Source organism: Pseudomonas sp. HN2, assembly GCF_020736465.1.
In the GTDB taxonomy this organism is placed as follows: Bacteria; Pseudomonadota; Gammaproteobacteria; order Pseudomonadales; family Pseudomonadaceae; genus Aquipseudomonas; species Aquipseudomonas moraviensis_A.
In genome coordinates this window covers 2,753,730-2,774,277 of record NZ_CP085885.1, presented here as the reverse complement: position 1 = coordinate 2,774,277, position 20,548 = coordinate 2,753,730, and the positions used below count along the sequence as shown (strand labels likewise).

Genomic DNA, 20,548 nt, shown 5'->3' with positions numbered 1-20,548 from the left:
CCGTGAGTAACCTGATATGTATCACTCACGGCGCAATCTTCAACGCCAGCCCGCGCCCGTCAAGGGCGGCTCGAAGGTCCCGGTGTCGGCGTGACTCGATCACCCTCTTCGGCCTCATCGGCAAAGCTCTGCAGATCGACAATCTCCCGACGTGTCAGCTCGAGACGTTTCTGGGTGAGCAGCCGTTCCATGGCCTTGGCTAGCTCGACCAGTTCCCGATCGTACTCTCGCGCATCGATTTCACCCCGGGAGAGCCGATCATCCAACGCACTCCAGCGTTCCTGGCGTTGCTGATCAACTGCGGAGTCAATCGCCTGCATCTCCAGAGGAAGGCGCTCCTCCAGATAGGTGATCCAGTAATCGCGGGCGATCATGCTCAATGGCAGTGCATCGGTCCGCTCCGCCTCGAGGATCGAGGCCCGGGTCTGAGTCAGCAGTTCACCGCTGAGGGGTTCGTCATAGAGCATGTAGGCCGGCTGCCCGGGCAGATCCACCCCATCGCCCCAGCCACCGGTCAGACCGATACGATATTTCAGGCGCACCTCGGCACGATCCCTGCCCCGCCCTGCGGCGTCAGCCAGCGTCTCGATCCTGTCCAGACGAAACAATTGTCGGGACAGACGCAATAACGCCCGGCCCTTTAGCGCCATCCGATGCACCGGGATGTCGTGCAGTGCCCGATACACCGACACCCGCACTTCCATGTCGCTGAATGTCAGAATCCGCCCGTCCGGGCACGTGCCATGGCTTTCAGCGCCGAGAAACAGCAACTGGCGCAGTTCGCTGCTCTCGGTGGCTGCTTGCATGACATCCCACATTCTGCGCGTCAGGTCGGCCGGTACCAGCCGGAAGTCGTCCGTGTCGCGCAACAAACGCAGCAACTGAAAAAAACGCTGGTGATCGGGCTCTTGCGCCAGTTGCGCCCAGATCTCCGCTCTGCGAGCCGCGAGCGTCACGTCGCTGCGCTGGAGCCACGGATCTCTTGATCTCGGAGCCACATCGTTGAGCGGATCCAGGATCTCTTCGACAGGCAGCACAGCGGCCTCAGGATCGTCCAGGTCCACATTGCCGACGTCGTCTTCGGGAATGCCGGCCGGTTCTGCGCCACCGAACAGATCGCCGAAAAGGTGTGTGTCGATCATCGTTTCAATGTTTCGGCGTGACATTCCCAGCACGTGCGACGCCGACTGCTCACGCGCATAGCGGCGCATGTCCTGCAAAGCAGAAAGGGACAAGCGTCGATTCTCGGAGAGGTCAGTCCCCCGGATCAGACGCTCGTGCTCGCCGCTGAACAATTCCCCGGGAATGCGTGTGAGCTCGTTGCCGCTCAGGTTCAAGCTGTGCAACTGCGGCGCTTCGAATACACGGCCAGGCCATGCAGTCAGGTGGTTGTAACGCAGGTCCAGGGTCTGGACAGCGCCAAAGTCGGGCGGGTTGAAGACACGAAGTTCGTTGTAGCCGACATCCAGCCTGCGAAGGCGCGCACGGGCCAGCAACGGGTAAAGGTCCGTCGCGTCCGCGAGATCGCAATACTGCATCTCCAGATGTTGCAGATGCTGCATTCGCAGTATCGGCGCAGGCACCGACCCCAAGGGATTGCCACTGATGTACAAGGTTTCGACGTGGGGAAAAGCCCCGAGAAACCCGTCCGAACCCCGCGTGGTCATGCCCACGCGGCTCAGATCCAGCGTTCTGACTGCAGGAATCGGCACTGCCAGTTCCGGCAAATCACCGGTTTGCAGGCCTTGAAAATCCAGATCCAGCCGGGCCCTGTCGACAGGCTCTGTGAGCCCGTCGAGCCAGGCTTCGAAGAGGCGCCTCGCCGCGACCGATCGGTCTCGCGCATTGGTCCTGTAGGTGTCCGTGCGCACTTCGCGGGTATAGAGCCAGTCATTCGCCCGACGGACCAATGCCTCGCCAAGGTGCTGCCATTCGGTGATCCGTGCTTCGATCTGCGCATCGCTCGCCCCCGACGCCCACAGATTCTGCAAGTGAAGCCGCGCTTGCTCGACCGGCATGAGGCGAGTCAGTCGTTGCAACTGCGTCGACGGCCCCGTTTGCCCTTGAAGCACCGTCGCGGCTTCCGGAAGCGAGAGCATCAGCTCGATAAACGACCAGCCTGTTTCCGCAGGAGGGAAAGCCTCCGGCACCGGTTCTGCAGCGAATCGCGCCAGCGTGCCCTGCCCCAGCCACCGTCCCTGCTCGATACGCCGTAGCGCCGCGTGCAGGCTTGCTTCACCCTCAGGACTGAATACGTTACCGGTCAGGTTGGCTCTCATCAGCGCGTCGGGATGGGTCAACACCGACGGTGGCAGTGACGAGACCCGGTTGTCTCGCAGGTCGAGCCAGGTCAACCGAGGCAGGTTTTCGGCACTGGCGGGCCAGGTTCGCAACTGCGTCGATCTCAGGCTCAGGGCACGCAATCGGCTCAACAGGCTGACATCGATGTTGCCCAGCGGGTTGTTACTCAAATTCAACCTTCTGAGACGCTGCAACCCGTCGATCTGCCGCTGCACGACAGGCGTAACCTCGATCCTGTTGCCCGCTGCATCCAGATGCGTCAGCGCTGACAGCTCATCCGGCGCAAAGGGCAGCTCGGTGAAGGTATTACCGCTGAATTCAAGTGATTCGACATGACTGAACGCGCGGAGAAAGTGCCGAGCCTGTTCAATGGGGACGTCCAGCCTTCCCAGGCGCACTGTACGCACGTGGGAAAAACTGCCTGCCGGCAGTGGCGGCAACTCGGTGATCAAGTCTGTAGCCGGCGATATGGCGTGGCCTGATCGGGTCACCGGCAGGTCAAATGTCGCCACGTTGGCGGTCAGGCCGTACCGTTGGCGAACCGTGCCATACCAGTTGGTTTTGAGCGCGCTGACGACGTCGGCGTTAGGCCCCATGGACCACTGGCGCCGGAGGGTCGCATAGCGTGTTCCATGCCGCAGGGAGGGTGTGTAGAACGCCGCGAAAATGGCTTCATGCTCCGCCCGAAGCTGTTCGATGGCGGTAACTCTGGCCTGCGGTGTCCCCCAGGCCGCGTTGAACGCTGCGGATAACGGGTCAGTGAAATTCGGCATTGGCGCCATGGTGTCGAGCTCGGCGCGGCAGAACTCGCCGACCATCTGATGCAGATCGAGCAGGTGGCCCAGTGGGCCGGAATATTGGCTGACGTATTCGTAAGCGCGCCGGAAGGTCGCCGGGGTCACCCTCGACCAGTCGAGCGCCAGCCCGGCCCAAAGCTGCTCTTGATCGTGATACAGCGATTCGGGCAGCGTCTCTATCAACGTATGCGTCAGATCCAGACGCTCAAGATGCGCAAGGCGCTCAACGTACGCGGGCCATCGCCACAAGGCACGGGGCGCGTCAATGCGCAGGCTGCGCAGGCGGGTCAATGGCGTCATGTCAAGTTCATGCAGAGTGGTTGAGTCGACTCCTGAGTAATCGATACGCAGCGTTTCCAGCCTGGCAAGCGAGCTGAGCCGTTGAGAAAAGCTCGGCGCCAGTAACGGGGCATCGGTGGAAAAACGCAGACGGTTGAGTCCGGGCATTCGGCCGACCGCCTCCGGCAGCGTCGTCAGCGCGCCGGTCCCAGACATGGGGCCAACGGCCTGTTGCCCCAGTTCGCCGATCGACAAATCCGTGACATTCGGGAAGGCCGCCAGAAAACTGTCCGCGTTGGCATCCGTTATGCCCTGCCCCGTCACTGACAGTTCATTGATATGAGCAAAGCGTGTGGAGAGCGCAGGCAACGGCGTATCGCACACCAACGACAGGCGCCCGGCTTCGGCCTCTTGCCCGGCCAGCGGGCCATTGCGCCAGGCATTCCTGAGTGCCTGAGCAACTTGCGCCCGGTGCAGCGCGGCCTGGCTCCCGGTCGGGCCTGCCTGCCATTGCTCCAGGGTGGTATCGAGTCTTTCCCAGTCTTCCCGCCGGGATTCCAGTTCGCTGAAGATCTGCGCATTACTTCTGCCGCGTTGCTGGGTGAGGAACGCCTCGGCCTGCCGCGCCTGCGGATAGAGATGCGCCACCCGTGACTCCAGGGATGGCGCAATGTTTGGTCCACGGCCACTGGCGTAATAGCCCTTGAGCCTCGCGCTCACCCGCACCGGTGGTTTGAACGCTTTGGCTTGCGGCGCCAGAACGTGCGCAGCTTGGCGTCGATGCGCATGGGCCGAGCCGATGATTTTATGTTGCAGTTCGCTGCCAGGGCTTCCTTCCGGCAAGTCAATGGCCAAGCGTATGTCATCGGGCAGCGCGTGCAGGAGCGAATGATAGAAGCTGCCCTCTGCATTCGATAACTTGTTGAGCGCTTCTGCGTGATCACCGAAGGCCTGGTAAGCAGGCCCGTTCTTGACCAGATAGCGTTTCATCGGCGCCGCGGGCTCACCGATGCTGTCGAGAAGCGCACCGGTTGTGCTGCCCTCGCGAATTTCCAGGCGCAATGTCTGCGGCCATCCTGGCAACTGTTCCAGCGCAAACAGTGCCAGCCTTCGGCTGTCTGCCGAAGCCAGGTTCTCGCTGTGCAAACCGGCGAATGCACGAACCTGGCGTCCCTGGCGAGCATGCCAGCGAGCCTCTTCAAGCATTTTCAACGGGGAGCGTCCGGCAGCGTCCATTCGAGCCAGTTCCGCCGCTGTTGCATGATCGAGCACATCCTCTGCGGCCGCATCGCTGAGTCCGGGACATTCACGCTGCAGCATGCGCCCACGTATGCCCAGCGGTTCGCTGCCTCGGTAAAGGCTGTCGAAAATGGCCGACTGTCGTGTATGGGCATAATCGGCGAGCCGGCGACTGAATGCGTCTGGCCTCGCTGGACGAAACTGCGCGTCGGCCGGGCCCAGGAGCTGGCGTACTTCGTTTTCCTGCAGCGCTGCCAGAATTCGTGCAGGCATTTCTCCGTTCAATACCTGCGCACGGCTGATACGGATGACCGGTTTGCGATCAAACCCGGGCAGTGACGTCTGCGCACCGTACCGAATCGATGATCCTTCGCCCTCGGCACCGAGGAAAAACTTCAGTATCCGATCAGCCGGCCAGTGCGGCATTTCGGTGACCAGAGGCAGTGCGTACAGATACCCCTCATCAATGGGCCTCGCTCCGCGTAGTTGCTCGATCATTTGCCTGGCTCCCCTATCGGCGCGAAACAGGCGCATCGCGTCGTGCAATTCAGGAGGTGGCGGTAGATGATCCATGTGCATTTTGCGCAAGGCGTTGTCACTGACGGCGCTGATATCGGCGAGCATCAACAGGGATTCATCGCTGAAGTCGTCGGTGATGTGCCCCATGCGCCGCAGCAGGGTCAGTCGCTCCCAGTCCATCGGCTGCTCCAGCGCCAGCCGCCAGGCGCCCTGACCGTTATGACTCAGGACTGGCTGATAAGCGTCGGCATCGCTGGGATGTTTGAGACGCCATTGAGCGGTTGACTCATCGAGTGTCTGTTCGTAAAACCTGCCGCCATGGCGGAAACAGATTTTGCCGTCGATCCGGTACTGCCCCTGTGCATTCGGCCGCACTGATTCACTCAACGTGAGGTGCTGTTCATAGCCACTGAAGTCGGACTTCCACAGACGGGTTTCGCCAGTGGGCAGAGTCACGGGATGCAGTTGCTCGATCAGCGGCTCCGGCTTTACCGCCGTCAGCCGTTTGAAACCCGCGCCGACTGCCGCCATGACTGCAATCTGCGCGAGGTTCTCCGCCACATCCACGAAGTGCGCCTTGGCGGCGTGCCTGTCACCCTCGCTCCATTCGACCACGCCCTCGATGGTTTCGAACAACAACTGGCCGGCCATCACCACCAGCATGATCTCGCCCAGCACCGGCACAAACATCGACGCCACATTCAGCGCCAGCAGGCCGAATTGCAGCAGGCCTGACAGCTTGGCGTTTCGTGCACTGGCGTCCACGTCGGCAGTCGGAACCGCGTGGCAGCGGGCATCAGCGAAGACCTTCTCGCGGTGCTTTTCATAGAGGTAAGCCCAGAGGTCGGAATTGGCAGCCCAGGGAAAAGCCTGCACGTGGGGCATCAACGCGGCGGCAATGTAGGGATCGGGCTCCGGCACTCTCTTCGCGTATTTGGGCGAGGTTTTCCATATCTCGATTGCGGTCAGTGTGGCTTCCAGTATTTTGCGCCAGGGCGACGTCAGCCAGTCGGACGCAGAGTCGGCAACCTTCACGAACTGGTTGAAATAGTAAGGACGTTTTTCGTAGGGCAAGAACTGGCTCAGAAACCGCTGGTAAGGCGTCGGTTCGATGTCTGCCGACTGCCCTGGAACACGAGCGGTAAGCAGCCGCTTGAAGGTGCTCTGCATTTGCGTGCCGGTATAGCGCTTCAGCGGATGTACCGGATCATTCGGCACATAAAGAATCACTGCCTCGGTGGGGCGATTCCTTTCGGCGATCTTGAACGCAACACAGCCCACCAACCTGTGCCTCATCAGGCTCAGGTCCTGAAACCAGACCTGATTGCGACCGAGCCTGGGATGTCGCTCGCCTCTGATGACCGAAATGATCATCGCGTGGTCTTCCGGCAGAATGTCCTTGGTCAACAAAGCCCGATCAGCCGCCGCGCGCATGGCTGTTTTCTGGCTGGCAATGAACCGCCGGCGCAACCTCGTCTCGGCCTTGGGGTTTTCAGGATGGAAAAACGAATCGAGATAGGCCTGATACTTCGCACCGATATCCAGTTCACGGCACAGGCCGAGAAAGTTTCTGACCGACACATTTACTGGCACAGCCGTGTAGACCTCCGTGGCAGGGTTCTGGATTGCGAACCCGGAGCTGCGGTGAAACGCCCCGTACCGACATTCGTCACTTTCGAAGTTGTGCAGCGCCGCCTGCAGCAAAGGGAGCGTCAAGGATTCGTAAGTTCCGATTTCCTCGCCGAGGAGACCGGCGCGTATGGGGCGCCGGAGGCATAACAGGGTTTTGTCGACATCAACCTCGACCTGAAAACGGCTTTTCAGCGCCTGCATCAGGATGGGCCGGGCGAACGCATCAATGTCCTTGAACGCTGCCATGGTCTGGTCCAAGCGCGTCTGCGTGCTGAAACTGTGGCCGTAGCTTTCATGCAAAACACGACGGTGTGCCGGTGCCACGGTGCTGTACCAGTTCGGCAGGACGGCCCTGGCCTGTTTGAACTCGGCCTTTCTCAGAGCAGAAGCATCGATCAGCCATCGCGGCACCGCAGCCTCCAGAAAAGGCCCGTGCAGGCTCTCGGTAGCAGGCGGTGGTGCAGGCTTGTCCGTGGCTTGAGGAATAAGGAAATCGGGGGACATACATCGCTCCTGTAAATGGAGCGACAGCACATCACTTGTATGGGTGGCTTCAGCGGTACAGGGTTATAGGCAGAGGCGGCAGTTGTAACGACGTGTCTGCGAACAGCCGAGCGCTATTTGACTATGCTTGAGAGGCACAACTTTCAGCGGAGGGATTTATGGACGATCCAGTCGACAAGAAACCGCCGACCCTTTGGCAAATGTTGCAAAGCGTCATGGCAGCGGCGTTCGGCGTACAAAGCGGCAAAAACAGGGAACGAGACTTTACCCATGGCAAACCCAGTCATTTCGTGATGTTGGGCATTCTGTTCACGGCGCTGTTCGGGTTGACGCTGTTTGCCATCGTCAAACTGGTGCTGCATCTGGCCGGGGTGTGAACCGGCACGCTGAGGTGTTGGCTACATGGCTTCATGCGGATGCGCAGGGGGCCGGGCCCAGGAAAAGGCCCGGAACCTGGCTTACTGGTGGCTGACCCAGAAGACCGCTGTCCCTACTACGAGAATGATCAGGAACAGAATGGCCCATGCGTCGACACTGCTGTCGCTTTTTCTGGCTTTGGTCGGGTTGCTCATTGCATCGCCTCTTGTCGGTTTTATCGGTGATTGCACAAAGACTCGATCACAGTTAAGACGATGATTGTCCGCACTACAAATGTGGATTAGTTGACAGTGATGCGTGTTAGGCGATTTGGTTCTTTCCATATACTCAAACATCACTTTTGCGCATAACTGCAAACGGGTATATTGCCCCGGCTCCGTCAGGAGTGCGCGGCCGTGCGCGCAGAATTGCAGAGGCATCATCGGACTCCAGCAAGCGAAAACGCAGCGTTTTCCGAGTAGCCCAAGCCTGAGAACAGGACTTATATGTACGTATACGACGAGTACGATCAGCGGATCATCGAGGACCGCGTCAAGCAGTTCCGTGATCAGACCCGACGCTATCTGGCAGGTGAGCTGAGCGAAGAAGAATTCCGCCCCCTGCGCCTGCAGAATGGCCTGTACATCCAGCGCTTCGCTCCGATGTTGAGGGTGGCGGTGCCTTACGGCCAACTGACTTCGCGCCAGGTGCGCATGATGGCCAGGATTGCCCGCGACTACGACAAGGGCTACGCCCACATCAGTACGCGGCAGAACGTGCAGTTCAACTGGCCGGCCGTGGAAGACATCCCGGACATTCTCGCCGAACTCGCGACCGTGCAGATGCACGCTATTCAGACCAGCGGCAACTGCCTGCGCAACGTCACCACCGATCAGTTTGCCGGCGTCGCCGCCGATGAAGTGATCGATCCACGCCCATGGTGCGAGATCGTCCGTCAGTGGACCACGTTCCACCCGGAATTCGCCTACCTGCCGCGCAAGTTCAAGATCGCCGTCAACGGTTCGACCAGTGACCGTGCCGCCATCGAAGTCCACGACATCGGTCTGGAACCTGTCCATAACGCTGCTGGCGAGTTGGGCTTCCGCGTGCTGGTTGGCGGTGGCCTCGGTCGTACGCCGGTGGTAGGCGCATTCATCAACGAATTCCTGCCATGGCAGGACCTGTTGAGCTACCTCGACGCCATTCTGCGTGTGTACAACCGCTATGGCCGTCGTGACAACAAATACAAGGCGCGGATCAAAATCCTCGTCAAAGCGCTGACTCCGGAAGTGTTCGCGCAGAAAGTCGATGCGGAAATGGAGCACCTGCGCGGTGGCCAGACCACGCTGACCGAAGCCGAACTGCATCGCGTTGCGAAGCACTTCGTCGATCCGGACTACAAGACCCTCGAAAACCAGACCGTGCGATTGGCCGATCTGGACAAAGAGCATCCGGGTTTCGCCCGCTGGCGCAGCCGCAACACCCTGGCGCACAAGAAGCCTGGCTATGTCGCTGTGACGCTGTCGCTGAAGCCGACCGGTGTTGCCCCCGGCGACATCACCGACAAACAGCTCGACGCCGTCGCCGATCTGGCCGACCGCTACAGCTTCGGTCAGCTGCGCACCTCTCATGAGCAGAACATCATTCTTGCCGACGTCGAGCAGAGTCAGTTGTTCACCCTGTGGGGCGAGTTGCGTGAAGGCGGTTTCGCCACACCGAACATCGGCCTGCTGACCGACATCATCTGCTGCCCGGGCGGCGACTTCTGCTCGCTGGCCAACGCCAAGTCGATCCCGATTGCCGAATCGATCCAGCGTCGCTTCGACGATCTGGACTACCTTTTCGATATCGGTGAGCTGGACCTGAACATCTCCGGCTGCATGAACGCCTGCGGTCACCACCACGTGGGCCACATCGGCATCCTCGGCGTGGACAAGAAAGGCGAAGAGTTCTATCAGGTCTCCCTCGGCGGCAGCGCCAGCCGGGATGCGAGCCTGGGCAAGATCCTCGGCCCGTCCTTCGCTCAGGAAGCCATGCCGGACGTGATCTCGAAGCTGATCGACGTGTACGTTGAGCAACGCACCGAAGACGAGCGCTTCATCGACACCTACCAGCGTATTGGCATCGACCTCTTCAAGGAACGCGTCTATGCAGCGAATCATTAAGAACAACGAAGTCGTCGACGAAACCTGGCACTTGCTGCCCAAGGATTTCAACATCGACGAGATCAGCAACTGCGACGATCTGATTGTTCCTCTGCAGTTGTGGCGCGAGCACAGCCGCATGCTCAAGGCCCGTGATGGCGGTCTGGGCGTGTGGCTGGATGCCGACGAGGAAGCCGAAGAAATCGGTGAAGACGTCAGTGAGTTTCAAGTGATCGCGCTGAACTTCCCGGCGTTCACCGATGGCCGCAGTTACTCCAATGCCCGTCTGCTGCGCGACCGTTACGGTTTCAAAGGCGAGCTACGGGCGATTGGCGATGTTCTGCGGGACCAATTGTTCTACATGCATCGCTGCGGTTTCGACGCCTTCGCCATCCGCGCCGATAAAGACCCGTACGAAGCACTGGAAGGTCTCAAGGATTTCTCGGTGACCTACCAGGCCGCCAGCGACGAGCCGCTGCCGTTGTTTCGTCGGCGCTAAGCCTGCGGGTTTACTGCGGACACAAAAACGCCGGTCATTGACCGGCGTTTTTTTATGCCTGCTTGTTTACCAGAAGCGTTGCTGGGTGAGGCGGCTCCACCAGCTCAACAGCACACGATCCACCGAACCGCTGGCAGCCATGCCGATGCGTTCCTGCAGGCTTTTGCGCTCGGCGTAGTGCAGATGGTAAACCTCGGCCTGTCTGGCTTTCTGCGCCAGATATTCATCGCTGGTCTTCAGTTCGTCCACCAGCTGGTTTTCCAGGGCAGCGATCCCCAGCCAGATTTCGCCGGTGGCCACTTCATCGATTGCCAGTTGCGGGCGATAACGGGCGACGAAGTTCTTGAACAGCTGATGGGTAATGTCGAGGTCTTCCTGAAATTTCTCACGGCCCTTTTCGGTGTTTTCGCCAAACACCGTCAGGGTGCGCTTGTATTCACCGGCAGTCAGCACTTCAAAATCGATGTCATGCTTCTTCAGCAGGCGGTTGACGTTAGGCAACTGCGCGACCACACCGATGGAACCGAGTATCGCGAATGGAGCGCTGATGATCTTGTCGCCGATGCACGCCATCATGTAGCCGCCGCTGGCCGCGACCTTGTCGATGCAAACGGTCAATGGCACGCCCGCATCGCGGATTCGGGCCAGTTGTGACGACGCCAGACCGTAGCTGTGCACCATGCCGCCGCCGCTTTCCAGGCGCAGAACCACTTCGTCCTTCGGCGTGGCCAGGGTCAACAGCGCGGTGATCTCGTGACGCAGGCTCTCGGTGGCCGAAGCCTTGATATCGCCGTCGAAGTCGAGCACGAATACCCGGGACTTCGGCTCTGGCTGGGTCTTCTGCTTCTTCGCGCTTTTTTCGGTTTTCGCTTGGCCCTTGCGCAATGCCTTGAGCTGATCCTTGTCGAGCAGGGTCTGCTCCAGGCGCTCACGCAGGCCTTTGTAGAAATCGTTGAGCTTGCTGACTTGCAACTGGCCCGCCGATTTGCGCCGTCCCTTGCTGCGCAACGCGGCGAAACTGGCGAGCACCACCAGAATGGCGACCACCAGGGTGACAGTCTTGGCCAGGAAGCTGGCGTATTCGGTGAAAAAATCCACAGAGACTCCTCAAAGCAATGCGTGAACATGTAACACACGCGGAATGGCTCCAGCATACCCATGCGCCGGCTCGTCGGCCAGCCGTGAAACCTCTGGCAACACGCCTGTAACGGGCATTTCAAACAAGCGTATGTTTTTTCATTGACAGCTCTACGTCATCCTCATAACCTCGCCTGACCTTCAACGTACCGGGATGACGCGGACGTGGGCAGCATCTACTTGATACGACATGGCCAGGCCTCCTTTGGTGCAGACGATTATGACGTTCTGTCACCAACCGGCGTTCGTCAGGCAGAAATCCTCGGCCAGCACCTTGCCGATCTGGGCATCAACTTCGATCGTTGCCTTGCCGGTGACCTGCGTCGTCAACAGCACACCGCCACCAGTGCACTGGAACAATTCAGTGCCAGAGGCCTGCCGGTTCCCGTTCTTGAAACCGATTCCGCCTTCAACGAATTCGATGCCGATGCGGTCATCCGCGCCCTGCTCCCGGCGATGCTGCCGGAAGAGCCGGAAGCTCTCGACATCCTGCGCAATGCCGCGCAGAACCGCGGTGAGTTCCAGCGCATCTTTGCTTTGATCGTCGAACGCTGGCTCGCGGGCACTTATGACACCCCGGGGCTGGAAAGCTGGCTGGGTTTCGTCGAGCGCGTTCAGGCCGGTCTGCACCGTATTCTCGATGTGGCGGAAAAAAACCAGAAAATCGCCGTGTTCACTTCCGGCGGCACCATCACCGCCCTGCTCCACCTGATTACGCAAATGCCTGCCAGACAGGCCTTTGAACTGAACTGGCAAATCGTCAACACCTCGCTCAACCAACTGAAGTTTCGCGGTCGCGAGGTGGCTCTGGCTTCCTTCAACAGTCACGCACACCTGCAACTGCTGAAGGCCCCGGAACTCATCACTTTTCGCTGAGTCCGGCTTACTGTGACCCTGGCTGTAACCACCCAGCTCCCATGACCAAGAAAGGATCGAACCATGACCTCCGTAGCTGATGCCGTAAAAGCAATGCAAGCCAAGTTCAACCCAGCAGCCGCTGCCGGTCTGGACCTGGTCTTCGGTTTCAACATCACCGACGAAGACAAGCAATACGCACTGATCGTCAAAGACGGCACCTGCGACATCCAGGAAGGTGAAAACCCGGACGCCAACTGCACGCTGGTGCTGGACAGCGAAACCCTGAAAGGTATCGTCAGCGGCGAAACCGACGGCATGCAGGCGTTCATGGGCGGCAAGCTGCGCGTTGAAGGCGACATGATGCTGTCGATGAAACTGTCCGAGCTGTTCCCTTCGTAAGAAGCTGCTGGGTTCAAACAAATCCCGCCCTTGTGGCGGGATTTGTCGTTCATGCAAGGGGAATCAGCGCAGGGCTCGGCTTCGTCCTCCGCTCGCGGAGATACGATCAAACCTCCTGCAACAACCGCGTATCCAGCCCGAACCGCTCTTGCGAAACCATCCTGAACTGACCCTCCGCCAGATCGCAACTCACCAGCAAATTCCACGAGTGCCTCGTTGCCACCGAAGGCACCAATACAAAAGGGTGTTCAGCCAACAGTGCATCGGCAAACTTTCGCTGGTTGGGCGAGGTTTTCATCGGGGTGAGCCAGTGCGGATTGGGCACATCCTCCGGCTGCACGATTCTCACGCTGGCTTGGTGAACGATTTCAAAACAGGTCAACACATAGGGTTCCTGATCAAGCGCGTCGAAACTGCCATGGGCGGCCACCTCAAGAATCGCTGTGGATGGATCGACTGACGCGTACACGACTCGCCGTCCAGGCGTATTCCAGCGGCCGCCGTCCCGTTTCGAACCCAGACCGCTGTCCCAGGTTTCGCTGTACACCGCGCGATCCAGCCGCCAGGCGTACCAGCGATCATCCCAGGGCAAGGGATTCATTGATAAACCCCGTATTTGATCTGGTTCAGATACTCCTCCACCATCCTGAACCCCAACGCGTGTCCCACCAGATCGAGTGGCACATAGCCGTAGAAGTAGGTTGCGCGTTGCTTCAGCCAGGATTCAGCCTTGGCCTGACGCCCGAACACTTCGGTGGCCAGTTCCAGTGCCGCGGCATATTGATAAGCGAGGATGCTCTGCGGCGTGTCCAGACGCACCGGCGCGCCTTCCTTGAGCAGACGTCGCACAGTTCTCACGGATCTGCCGGTGATGCGTTTGACCATCTCGCCCTGCTGGTACAGCTCGGAGGAGGCAATCATGTTGACCACATCGAGCAGCTCGAATCCTTCGCTTGTGCAGCGCAGGACGAGCATCGGGTCGTCGCCGGTGTCCTGTCCACGCAGCAGCAACTCCAGAGGCTTGCCCTCGAGCTTCTTCAAGCCGGTGAGCCGGGGCGCTTTGGCAGTCGGCATGGCGACGTCCTCCGAGGGGCATCTGGCGCGATCGTCGCGCCAGTAATGGCGAGGGGAATAAGCAGGCGTATGGCTTTCAATCAGTGGGATTCGCATGTTCCATCCTTTGTCCGGGTCCGGAGCGATCTGTGCGCTCGATGACTTCAATGTCAGGACTGATGCTATAGCCCCAGCGTCCGACGACCAACCTGAAAAAGTCGTCAGAAATATCCACGTATCTGATCGAAACACTCCTGTTTCCGTAGGACCTGAACGGAAATTTCAGCGCGTGAATTCTCGCCTTGCCTGACACAACGTTGACCTCGGTCACCTGTGGACGTGCAAGCACTGCGTACGCTTCCCGCTCCATCGAAAGCCAGGGAAGGCTCACCGGGAGCCTGCGGCCGACTCACTCAAGGAAGAATCCCATGCAATCGCTCAAGATCATTCTGCTGGCGTCAGCGTTCAACGGCCTGACGCAACGGGCCTGGCTGGAACTGCGTCACGCTGGGCACTTGCCCAGCGTGGTGCTGTTTACCGACCCGGCTTCGGTGTGTGAACAGGTCGAGCACAGCGGCGCCGACCTGGTGATCTGCCCGTTTCTCAAGGACCGTGTGCCACAGGCACTTTGGGCCGATGCCCGGCGTCCGGTGGTGATCATTCATCCCGGCATCGTTGGCGACCGCGGCGCCAGCGCACTGGATTGGGCGATCAGCAACGAACTGCCGACCTGGGGTGTCACCGCGCTGCAGGCGGTCGAAGAAATGGACGCCGGGCCGGTGTGGGCCACCTGCGAATTCAACCTGCCTGCGGGCATGCGCAAATCCGAGTTGTACAACGGCCGCGTCAGCGATGCGGCGCTGGTGTGCATCCGCGAGGTGGTGGAAAAATTCGTCGAAGGGTTGCGGCCGGTCGAACTGGATTACGCCGATCCCAGCGTGCGCGGGCGCCTGCAACCGAACATGAAACAGGCTGATCGCAGCTTCAGCTGGCACGATTGCGCGCGCTTCATCAAGCGCTGTATCGACGCAGCAGACGGGCAACCGGGCGTGCTGGCAAGTCTGGCTGGCGGGCAGTATTACCTGTATGACGCTCACCTTGACTCGCGAAGAGGCACGCCCGGCGAGATTCTTGCGGTACATGACGACGCGGTGTTGATCGCTGCCGGCGACCAGAGCCTGTGGATCGGCGCGCTGCGACGCAAACCTCAACCCAGCGAGGAAACCTTCAAGCAACCGGCCCGGCATGTGCTGGCCGGACAACTCAACCATGTGCCAGTGCTGGGCTGGTCGATCGCCACACAGCCGTTCAGCGACGAAGCGTATCAGCCGATTCGTTACCGTGAGTCCGGGCATGTCGGGGAACTGACGTTCGAGTTCTACAACGGCGCGATGAGCACCGAGCAATGCCAGCGCCTGGTCGCGGCACTGCGTTGGGCCAAGGCCCGGGATACGCAAGTGCTGCTGATCAGGGGCGGCCGGGGCAGTTTTTCCAACGGCGTGCACCTGAACGTGATTCAAGGCGCGCAGGATCCCGGCGCCGAAGCCTGGGCCAACATTCAGGCAATCGACGATGTCTGCGCCGAACTGCTCAGCGCGCGGCAACTGGTGGTCAGCGGCGTGACCGGCAACGCCGGCGCGGGCGGCGTGATGCTGGCGCTGGCGGCGAACATCGTGTTTGCCCGCGCCGATATCGTGCTCAATCCGCACTACAAAAGCATGGGTCTGTATGGCTCGGAATACTGGACCTACAGCCTGCCCCGCGCCGTCGGCCCGACGATCGCCGAGCAATTGACCCAGGCCTGCCTGCCGATCAGTGCGGTGCAAGCCTGGCAACTGGGCATGGTTCAGGAGATCGGCCCGCGCTGTCCGGACGAGTTTTCCCTGTGGCTGCTGCAACGAGCGAATAGCGTATTGAGTGATCCCGCTTATGCGGCGGTGCGCGAACGCAAGTTGCGGATCGATCAGGCACTGATCCGTCGATGCCGAGACGCGGAGCTGGAGCAAATGCAGGAGGACATGCTGCATGACCGCAATCGCTTTGCCGAAAAGTGCAGCCACTTCGTCTACAAGCGCAGGGTGTGTGGCACGCCGGCGCGCCTCATAGAGGATTGGGCGCGAGTGGGCTTGCTTGAGCGCACCGAGTTGGCCAGTTGATCTTGTGGTGTCTGCTTTCCCCTCACCCTGGCCCTCCCCCAGGGTGAGGGCCAGGGTGAGGGGCTTTTGACTTACAATGCGCCCCACCCCAGACACCGGCCCGCCCCATGGACATCGACCTCGCCCGCACTTTCCTCGAAATCGTTCGTCACGGCAGTCTCGCCGCCGCCGCGCAGAAGCTGTTCGTCACGCAAACCGCGATTACCGCACGGGTGCAGAAACTCGAAAGCCAGTTGGGCAGTACGCTGTTCGTGCGCAATCGCGCCGGGGCGAAGTTGACGGCCAATGGCGAAGCGTTCGTGATCTACGCCAATCAACTGGTGCAGACCTGGGAAGCCGCGCGCCGCGACTTGCCGCTGCCCGAGGGTTATCACAACGTTCTGCACATTGGTGGCGAGGTCAGCCTGTGCAATCCGCTGATGCTCAGCTGGGCGGCGGAACTGCGCGAAAAAATCCCCGGACATGCGTTGCGCATGGAAATCCGCGATGGCGAAAACCTGCTGCGTCAACTCGAACTCGGCGTGCTCGATGCCGCGCTGGTTTATCAGCCGGAATACTGGCCCGGGCTACAGGTCGAACAAGTGCTGGAAGAAAAGCTGATTCTGGTGCGCGCGCCCGAGCGCCCTGATCCTTACGTCTACATCGACTGGGGCCCTGACTTCCGCCGTCAACATGACGCCGCGCTGCCGGAAAAAGCCAAAGCGGCGCTGAGCTTCAACCTCGGCCCGCTGGCCCTGCAATACATCCTCGAACATGGCGGCAGCGGCTATTTCCGCACCCGGGTCGTGCGCACGTATCTGGAAACCGGTGCGCTGGAAGCCGTCACCAAAGCGCCGGAATTCGGCTACCCGACCTACCTGGTGTATTCGCGCGATCGCGACTCGGCCGTGCTGCAGCAGGCCTTCGATCTGCTCCGCGAAGTGATCCGCACCGATGACGACTGGTCGCAGCGCTGGAACCCTCTGAGCTGACACCGCAGGCGCAGTCCGGAGCATGGCGCTTGTGACCTCAAGGTTGGCCCTGCAGACATCAGCGGATCGGCTACTCTGCCGGGTATAACGACAATACCCGCAGGTGAAAGCGTTGAGGCAGACCACCGAGACATTTCGCAGCCGCTACCGTGCGGCCATTCACCCTTTGTACAACCCATGGCTGCACGGCATGTTCGTGCTGCTGTTCGGCACTCTCGCGATCACTGCGTTCTGGCGCACGGTGCATTCGGTGAGCTGGCTGGAATGGCTGACCGTGCCGTTGACCCTGCTGCTGTTCAATTTCGGCGTGTACATGGTCCATCGCCATCTCGGTCATCAGAAAAAAGCGTTCGCAAAGATGTTCTACGCCCGGCATGCCGGCGACCATCACAGCTTTTTCACCCCCGGCCATATGACCTACGACAGTGCGCGAGACTGGCGGGTGATTCTGTTTCCGGCCTGGCTGATCGTTATTCATACGCTGCTGATCACCCTGCCCCTGTGGTGGCTGCTCGCGCAGGTCAACGCCAATGTCGCCGGGCTGTTCGCCGGGTGCATGGTGCTTGGATATCTGCTCTACGAAGTGTTCCATGCCTGCGAACATCTGCCGCCGCAAAATCCGTTGAGCCGTTTGCCGTGGATCCGCCAGATGCGCCGTCTGCATGAATTGCATCATCGCCGCGAGCGCATGCAGGAACGCAATTTCAACATCGTTCTGCCCTTGATGGACTACCTGTTCGGCACGCTGTATCGCGAGCCGGAACCCGCCCCTTTGAGATATTCGAAAATGCCCATGACGCGCATGCAGCACGAGATCGACATCGCCGGCGAACCGGTCGCCGTGCTGGCCTATGCCGCCAGCGTCAGTCACTGGCCGGACTGGCATCCCTCCTCATTGAAGATTGACGGTCCGCAAGGTCCGCTGCATGCCGGTGCGCGCTTCGAAGAGGACATTCATGCCGGCGGACGTGCCGGCCATTTGCGCTGGGAAGTGACGGAATATCTGCCGGGACGGCGCTGGTGCGCCCGCGCGCAAAGCGATCAGGGCTTGTCCTTGCGGCTGACTTACGAGTGCTCGGCGGAGGCTGGCGGCACGCGCTTCGTGCGTACGCTGGAATATCGCTTTGACGGCTTGCTCATGCGCCTCGCCAATCGCCTGTTGCTCAAGCGGCGCATCGAACGCGAGTCTGCGGCGTCCATGCTCGCCCTGCGCGACACGGCCGCACAGTTCATCGGCGCGGCGAGGGCCAGCGCGTGAAATTACGTCATCTGCCGGGCCTGCTGATCGTTCTCGTCATCGCCTTCTTGCTTTTGCTGCCAACCAAAGTCGAACCGGTGGCCTGGACACCGCCACCGGCGCCCTCGCTGAAAGACGGTATCTACGCGGACAACAAGCGCCTCAAAGGTGTGGCGAAGGTCGGGCCGAGCGACATCGAAGGCCCCGAAGCCTTGTTGCTGGAGGACGATTTCCTCATCACCGGATTACATGACGGCAGGCTGATTCGCAGCAGCCTCGACGGCACGCAGCGCAAGGTACTGGCCGACACCGGTGGCCGCCCGTTGGGCCTGGCCCGGCATCCGAACGGCATGCTGGTGATTGCCGATGCGGTCAAGGGTTTGCTGTCGCTGGATGCGCAGGGACAAATGATTCCCTTGACCACCGAGGCCAACGGTGTGCCATTTGGATTCACTGATGATGTAGCGGTCGACAAGTCAGGCCACTACGCCTACTTCAGTGATGCCTCCAGCCGTTGGGGCTACGGCCAGGACGGCGAAGCCATCATCGAGCACGGCGCCGACGGACGCTTGCTGCGCTACGACTTTCAGACCGGCAAGACCAGCGTGCTGCTCGACAAACTGCAATTCGCCAACGGCGTGACTCTTGGCCCGGACGAGGCCTATGTGCTGGTCAACGAAACCGGCGCCTACCGCATCAGCCGCTATTGGCTGAGCGGGCCGAAGGCTGGCACCCACGACGTGTTTATCGACAACTTGCCAGGGCTGCCCGACAACCTCTCGTTCAATGGCAGCGATCGTTTCTGGGTAGCCCTGTATGCGCCGCGCAATGCCTTGCTCGACGGTACGGCTGAACATCCGTTTTTGCGCAAGATGATCGTGCGGGCGTTGACGGTCTTGCCCAAGCCTGTGGAGAAGCGTGGGTTTGTCCTCGGTCTGGATCTGGACGGCAAGGTGATCGCCAATCTGCAGGATGCGAGCGATGGCAATTATTCGCCGATTACCACGGTGCGCGAGTATGGGCAGTGGTTGTATTTCGGCTCGTTGAAGGCGGGGCATATGGGGCGGATAGGGTTGGATTCGGCGCTGAAGTGAGTCAGCGGGATTTGCGCGCAATTGAATTGCGCTATCGCGAGCAGGCTCACTCCTACAGGGGTACGCATTTCAAATTGTAGGAGTGAGCCTGCTCGCGATAGCGGTCTGTCAGTTGCTGGATCTATCGAACTTGTCAGGATCGTCGTCTTCGGGAAGGTCCTCGACCGGTTCTTCAGGATGCGCAGTGGTATGCGCCGGGCTGTTCGGTTCGGGACGGGTGGGAATCGGGTCGAAACCGCCCTGCTCTTCACTGGGGAATCTGGGGTCGTTCATGTGGCACCTCGCAACGAGTCGATGGTTTGCAGACTCTGCACATTGGAGGTGCCGTATGCCGTAGCCGTTCCCTTGGGAAAATGACCACGGGTCGGGCGATTACTGGCCCGTCAGCGGCTGCCCCGCCAGTTGGGCGACGATCTGCTCCTTGACGATTACACGCTTCTCTTTGAGCTTTTTCAGGTCATCGTCAGTGGGGGCGTCTGACTTGGCGTTCTCGGCCTCGACGACCGCTTTATCGACATCAAAATACTTGTTAAGCAACGAATCCAGCTTCGGATCCTCGGAGCGTTTTTGCTCGATCTCTTCCTTCTTGCAGCCCAGGTCCTGATACAGATCATGTGAAACCGGCATGAAACACCTCCATCAATTTGATCGACGACCAGCGCGACCGATGCGCTGACTCATTATCAGCATGGCCTTGGGCAATGGCTTCTGTCGACTCCCTGTCAGACCAGCGGTTGCCGTTCGTCGCCCTGTCGTAAATGCGATAAAACCTTTGCCGTGTCCTCCCGCTCCATTGGATAACGCTCACAAAAACCTGCGTGGAGATACCCAATGGACGGATTCAACCTGCGTCATCTCGCCCTGGCTGTTGCACTGTCTGCCGGCATGGGCAGCGCCTTTGCCGCGACTGACAACGACTTTGTCGATAACGCCGCTGCTGGTGGCATCGCTGAAATCGAAACCAGCCGCCTGGCCCTGGAAAAAAGCCAGTCCGCCGACATCAAAGCCTTTGCCAACCAGATGATCACTGATCACAGCAAGGCCAACGATGAACTGGCGGCGATTGCCAAAGCCAACGACATCGAAGTCCCGGACACCACCACCCTGGTCAAGCAGGCCAAGGAAAAGATTCTCGACATGCGCGATGAATCCTTCGATGCGGCCTACGCCAATAACCAGGTCAAGGCTCACGAAGAGACGATCGAGCTGTTCAAGAAGCAGGCGAATACCGTGACCGATGACAAGGCCAAAGGCGCTACTGAACTGAAAGCGTTCGCGCAGAAAATGCTGCCGGCGCTGGAAAAACATCTGGCCCACGCCAAAGAGCTGCAAGCCAAACACCCGAGCAAATAAACGCCCGGGCAATAAAAAA

16 protein-coding genes are annotated in these 20,548 nt (G+C 60.0%); 10 read left to right on the top strand and 6 right to left on the bottom strand.

Going from position 1 to position 20,548, the window contains the following annotated elements:
* Nucleotides 1-59: 59 nt before the first annotated feature.
* Nucleotides 60-7,271 carry a dermonecrotic toxin domain-containing protein gene (locus LIS66_RS12180; RefSeq protein ID WP_227974378.1) on the bottom strand — a complete coding sequence of 2,404 codons (7,212 nt, stop codon included), beginning with the start codon at nucleotides 7,269-7,271 and terminating at the stop codon, nucleotides 60-62.
* Nucleotides 7,272-7,429: 158 nt separating this feature from the next.
* Between LIS66_RS12180 and LIS66_RS12175 the strand changes: the two genes are divergently transcribed.
* From LIS66_RS12175 to LIS66_RS12165, 3 genes are all read left to right on the top strand, one after another.
* Entirely contained in the window at nucleotides 7,430-7,648 is a 219-nt protein-coding gene (locus LIS66_RS12175; protein ID WP_227974377.1) for a DUF2970 domain-containing protein, read from the top strand.
* 486 nt (nucleotides 7,649-8,134) lie between these two features.
* A complete protein-coding gene (locus tag LIS66_RS12170; RefSeq protein WP_227974376.1) occupies nucleotides 8,135-9,793 on the top strand; it encodes a nitrite/sulfite reductase in 1,659 nt (552 codons plus the stop codon).
* Nucleotides 9,777-10,271, top strand: a complete 495-nt coding sequence (locus tag LIS66_RS12165; protein ID WP_039758643.1) for a DUF934 domain-containing protein — start codon at nucleotides 9,777-9,779, stop codon at nucleotides 10,269-10,271. The genes LIS66_RS12170 and LIS66_RS12165 overlap by 17 nt, the downstream gene beginning before the upstream one ends.
* Nucleotides 10,272-10,337: 66 nt before the next feature.
* Here the strand turns inward: LIS66_RS12165 and sohB are convergent, their stop codons facing one another.
* On the bottom strand, nucleotides 10,338-11,369 hold the full coding sequence (gene sohB, locus LIS66_RS12160; protein WP_227974375.1) for a protease SohB: 1,032 nt from the start codon (nucleotides 11,367-11,369) through the stop codon (nucleotides 10,338-10,340).
* Nucleotides 11,370-11,573: 204 nt separating this feature from the next.
* Here sohB and LIS66_RS12155 point away from each other — a divergent pair, with 204 nt between their 5' ends.
* A complete protein-coding gene (locus LIS66_RS12155) occupies nucleotides 11,574-12,284 on the top strand; it encodes a histidine phosphatase family protein (RefSeq protein ID WP_042610332.1) in 711 nt (236 codons plus the stop codon).
* A gap of 63 nt (nucleotides 12,285-12,347) precedes the next feature.
* Entirely contained in the window at nucleotides 12,348-12,665 is a 318-nt protein-coding gene (locus LIS66_RS12150; RefSeq protein WP_042610331.1) for an SCP2 sterol-binding domain-containing protein, read from the top strand.
* A gap of 106 nt (nucleotides 12,666-12,771) precedes the next feature.
* Here LIS66_RS12150 and LIS66_RS12145 read toward each other — a convergent pair whose 3' ends face one another.
* Both LIS66_RS12145 and LIS66_RS12140 read right to left on the bottom strand, forming a co-directional pair.
* Complete coding sequence (locus tag LIS66_RS12145; RefSeq protein ID WP_064361792.1) at nucleotides 12,772-13,266, bottom strand: RES family NAD+ phosphorylase; 495 nt, start codon at nucleotides 13,264-13,266, stop codon at nucleotides 12,772-12,774.
* The gene (locus LIS66_RS12140; protein WP_042610329.1) at nucleotides 13,263-13,739 is read right to left on the bottom strand and encodes an MbcA/ParS/Xre antitoxin family protein; all 477 of its coding nucleotides are present in this window, start codon (nucleotides 13,737-13,739) and stop codon (nucleotides 13,263-13,265) included. The genes LIS66_RS12145 and LIS66_RS12140 overlap by 4 nt, the downstream gene beginning before the upstream one ends.
* Nucleotides 13,740-14,146: 407 nt before the next feature.
* Here LIS66_RS12140 and LIS66_RS12135 point away from each other — a divergent pair, with 407 nt between their 5' ends.
* The 4 genes from LIS66_RS12135 (at nucleotide 14,147) to LIS66_RS12120 (ending at nucleotide 19,176) form a co-directional block, all read left to right on the top strand.
* Complete coding sequence (locus tag LIS66_RS12135; protein ID WP_227974374.1) at nucleotides 14,147-15,874, top strand: hydrogenase maturation protein; 1,728 nt, start codon at nucleotides 14,147-14,149, stop codon at nucleotides 15,872-15,874.
* Nucleotides 15,875-15,981: 107 nt separating this feature from the next.
* Nucleotides 15,982-16,845 carry a LysR family transcriptional regulator gene (locus tag LIS66_RS12130; protein WP_042610327.1) on the top strand — a complete coding sequence of 288 codons (864 nt, stop codon included), beginning with the start codon at nucleotides 15,982-15,984 and terminating at the stop codon, nucleotides 16,843-16,845.
* Between the two features lie 112 nt (nucleotides 16,846-16,957).
* Entirely contained in the window at nucleotides 16,958-18,103 is a 1,146-nt protein-coding gene (locus LIS66_RS12125; protein ID WP_065617185.1) for a sterol desaturase/SRPBCC family protein, read from the top strand.
* On the top strand, nucleotides 18,100-19,176 hold the full coding sequence (locus tag LIS66_RS12120) for an SMP-30/gluconolactonase/LRE family protein (protein ID WP_227974373.1): 1,077 nt from the start codon (nucleotides 18,100-18,102) through the stop codon (nucleotides 19,174-19,176). Before LIS66_RS12125 ends, LIS66_RS12120 begins: the two co-directional genes overlap by 4 nt.
* Nucleotides 19,177-19,284: 108 nt before the next feature.
* Here LIS66_RS12120 and LIS66_RS12115 read toward each other — a convergent pair whose 3' ends face one another.
* Nucleotides 19,285-19,449 carry a hypothetical protein gene (locus LIS66_RS12115; RefSeq protein WP_227974372.1) on the bottom strand — a complete coding sequence of 55 codons (165 nt, stop codon included), beginning with the start codon at nucleotides 19,447-19,449 and terminating at the stop codon, nucleotides 19,285-19,287.
* A gap of 99 nt (nucleotides 19,450-19,548) precedes the next feature.
* Complete coding sequence (locus LIS66_RS12110; protein ID WP_064361798.1) at nucleotides 19,549-19,803, bottom strand: hypothetical protein; 255 nt, start codon at nucleotides 19,801-19,803, stop codon at nucleotides 19,549-19,551.
* 204 nt (nucleotides 19,804-20,007) lie between these two features.
* Here LIS66_RS12110 and LIS66_RS12105 point away from each other — a divergent pair, with 204 nt between their 5' ends.
* A complete protein-coding gene (locus LIS66_RS12105) occupies nucleotides 20,008-20,529 on the top strand; it encodes a DUF4142 domain-containing protein (RefSeq protein WP_016774469.1) in 522 nt (173 codons plus the stop codon).
* Nucleotides 20,530-20,548 lie beyond the last annotated feature (19 nt).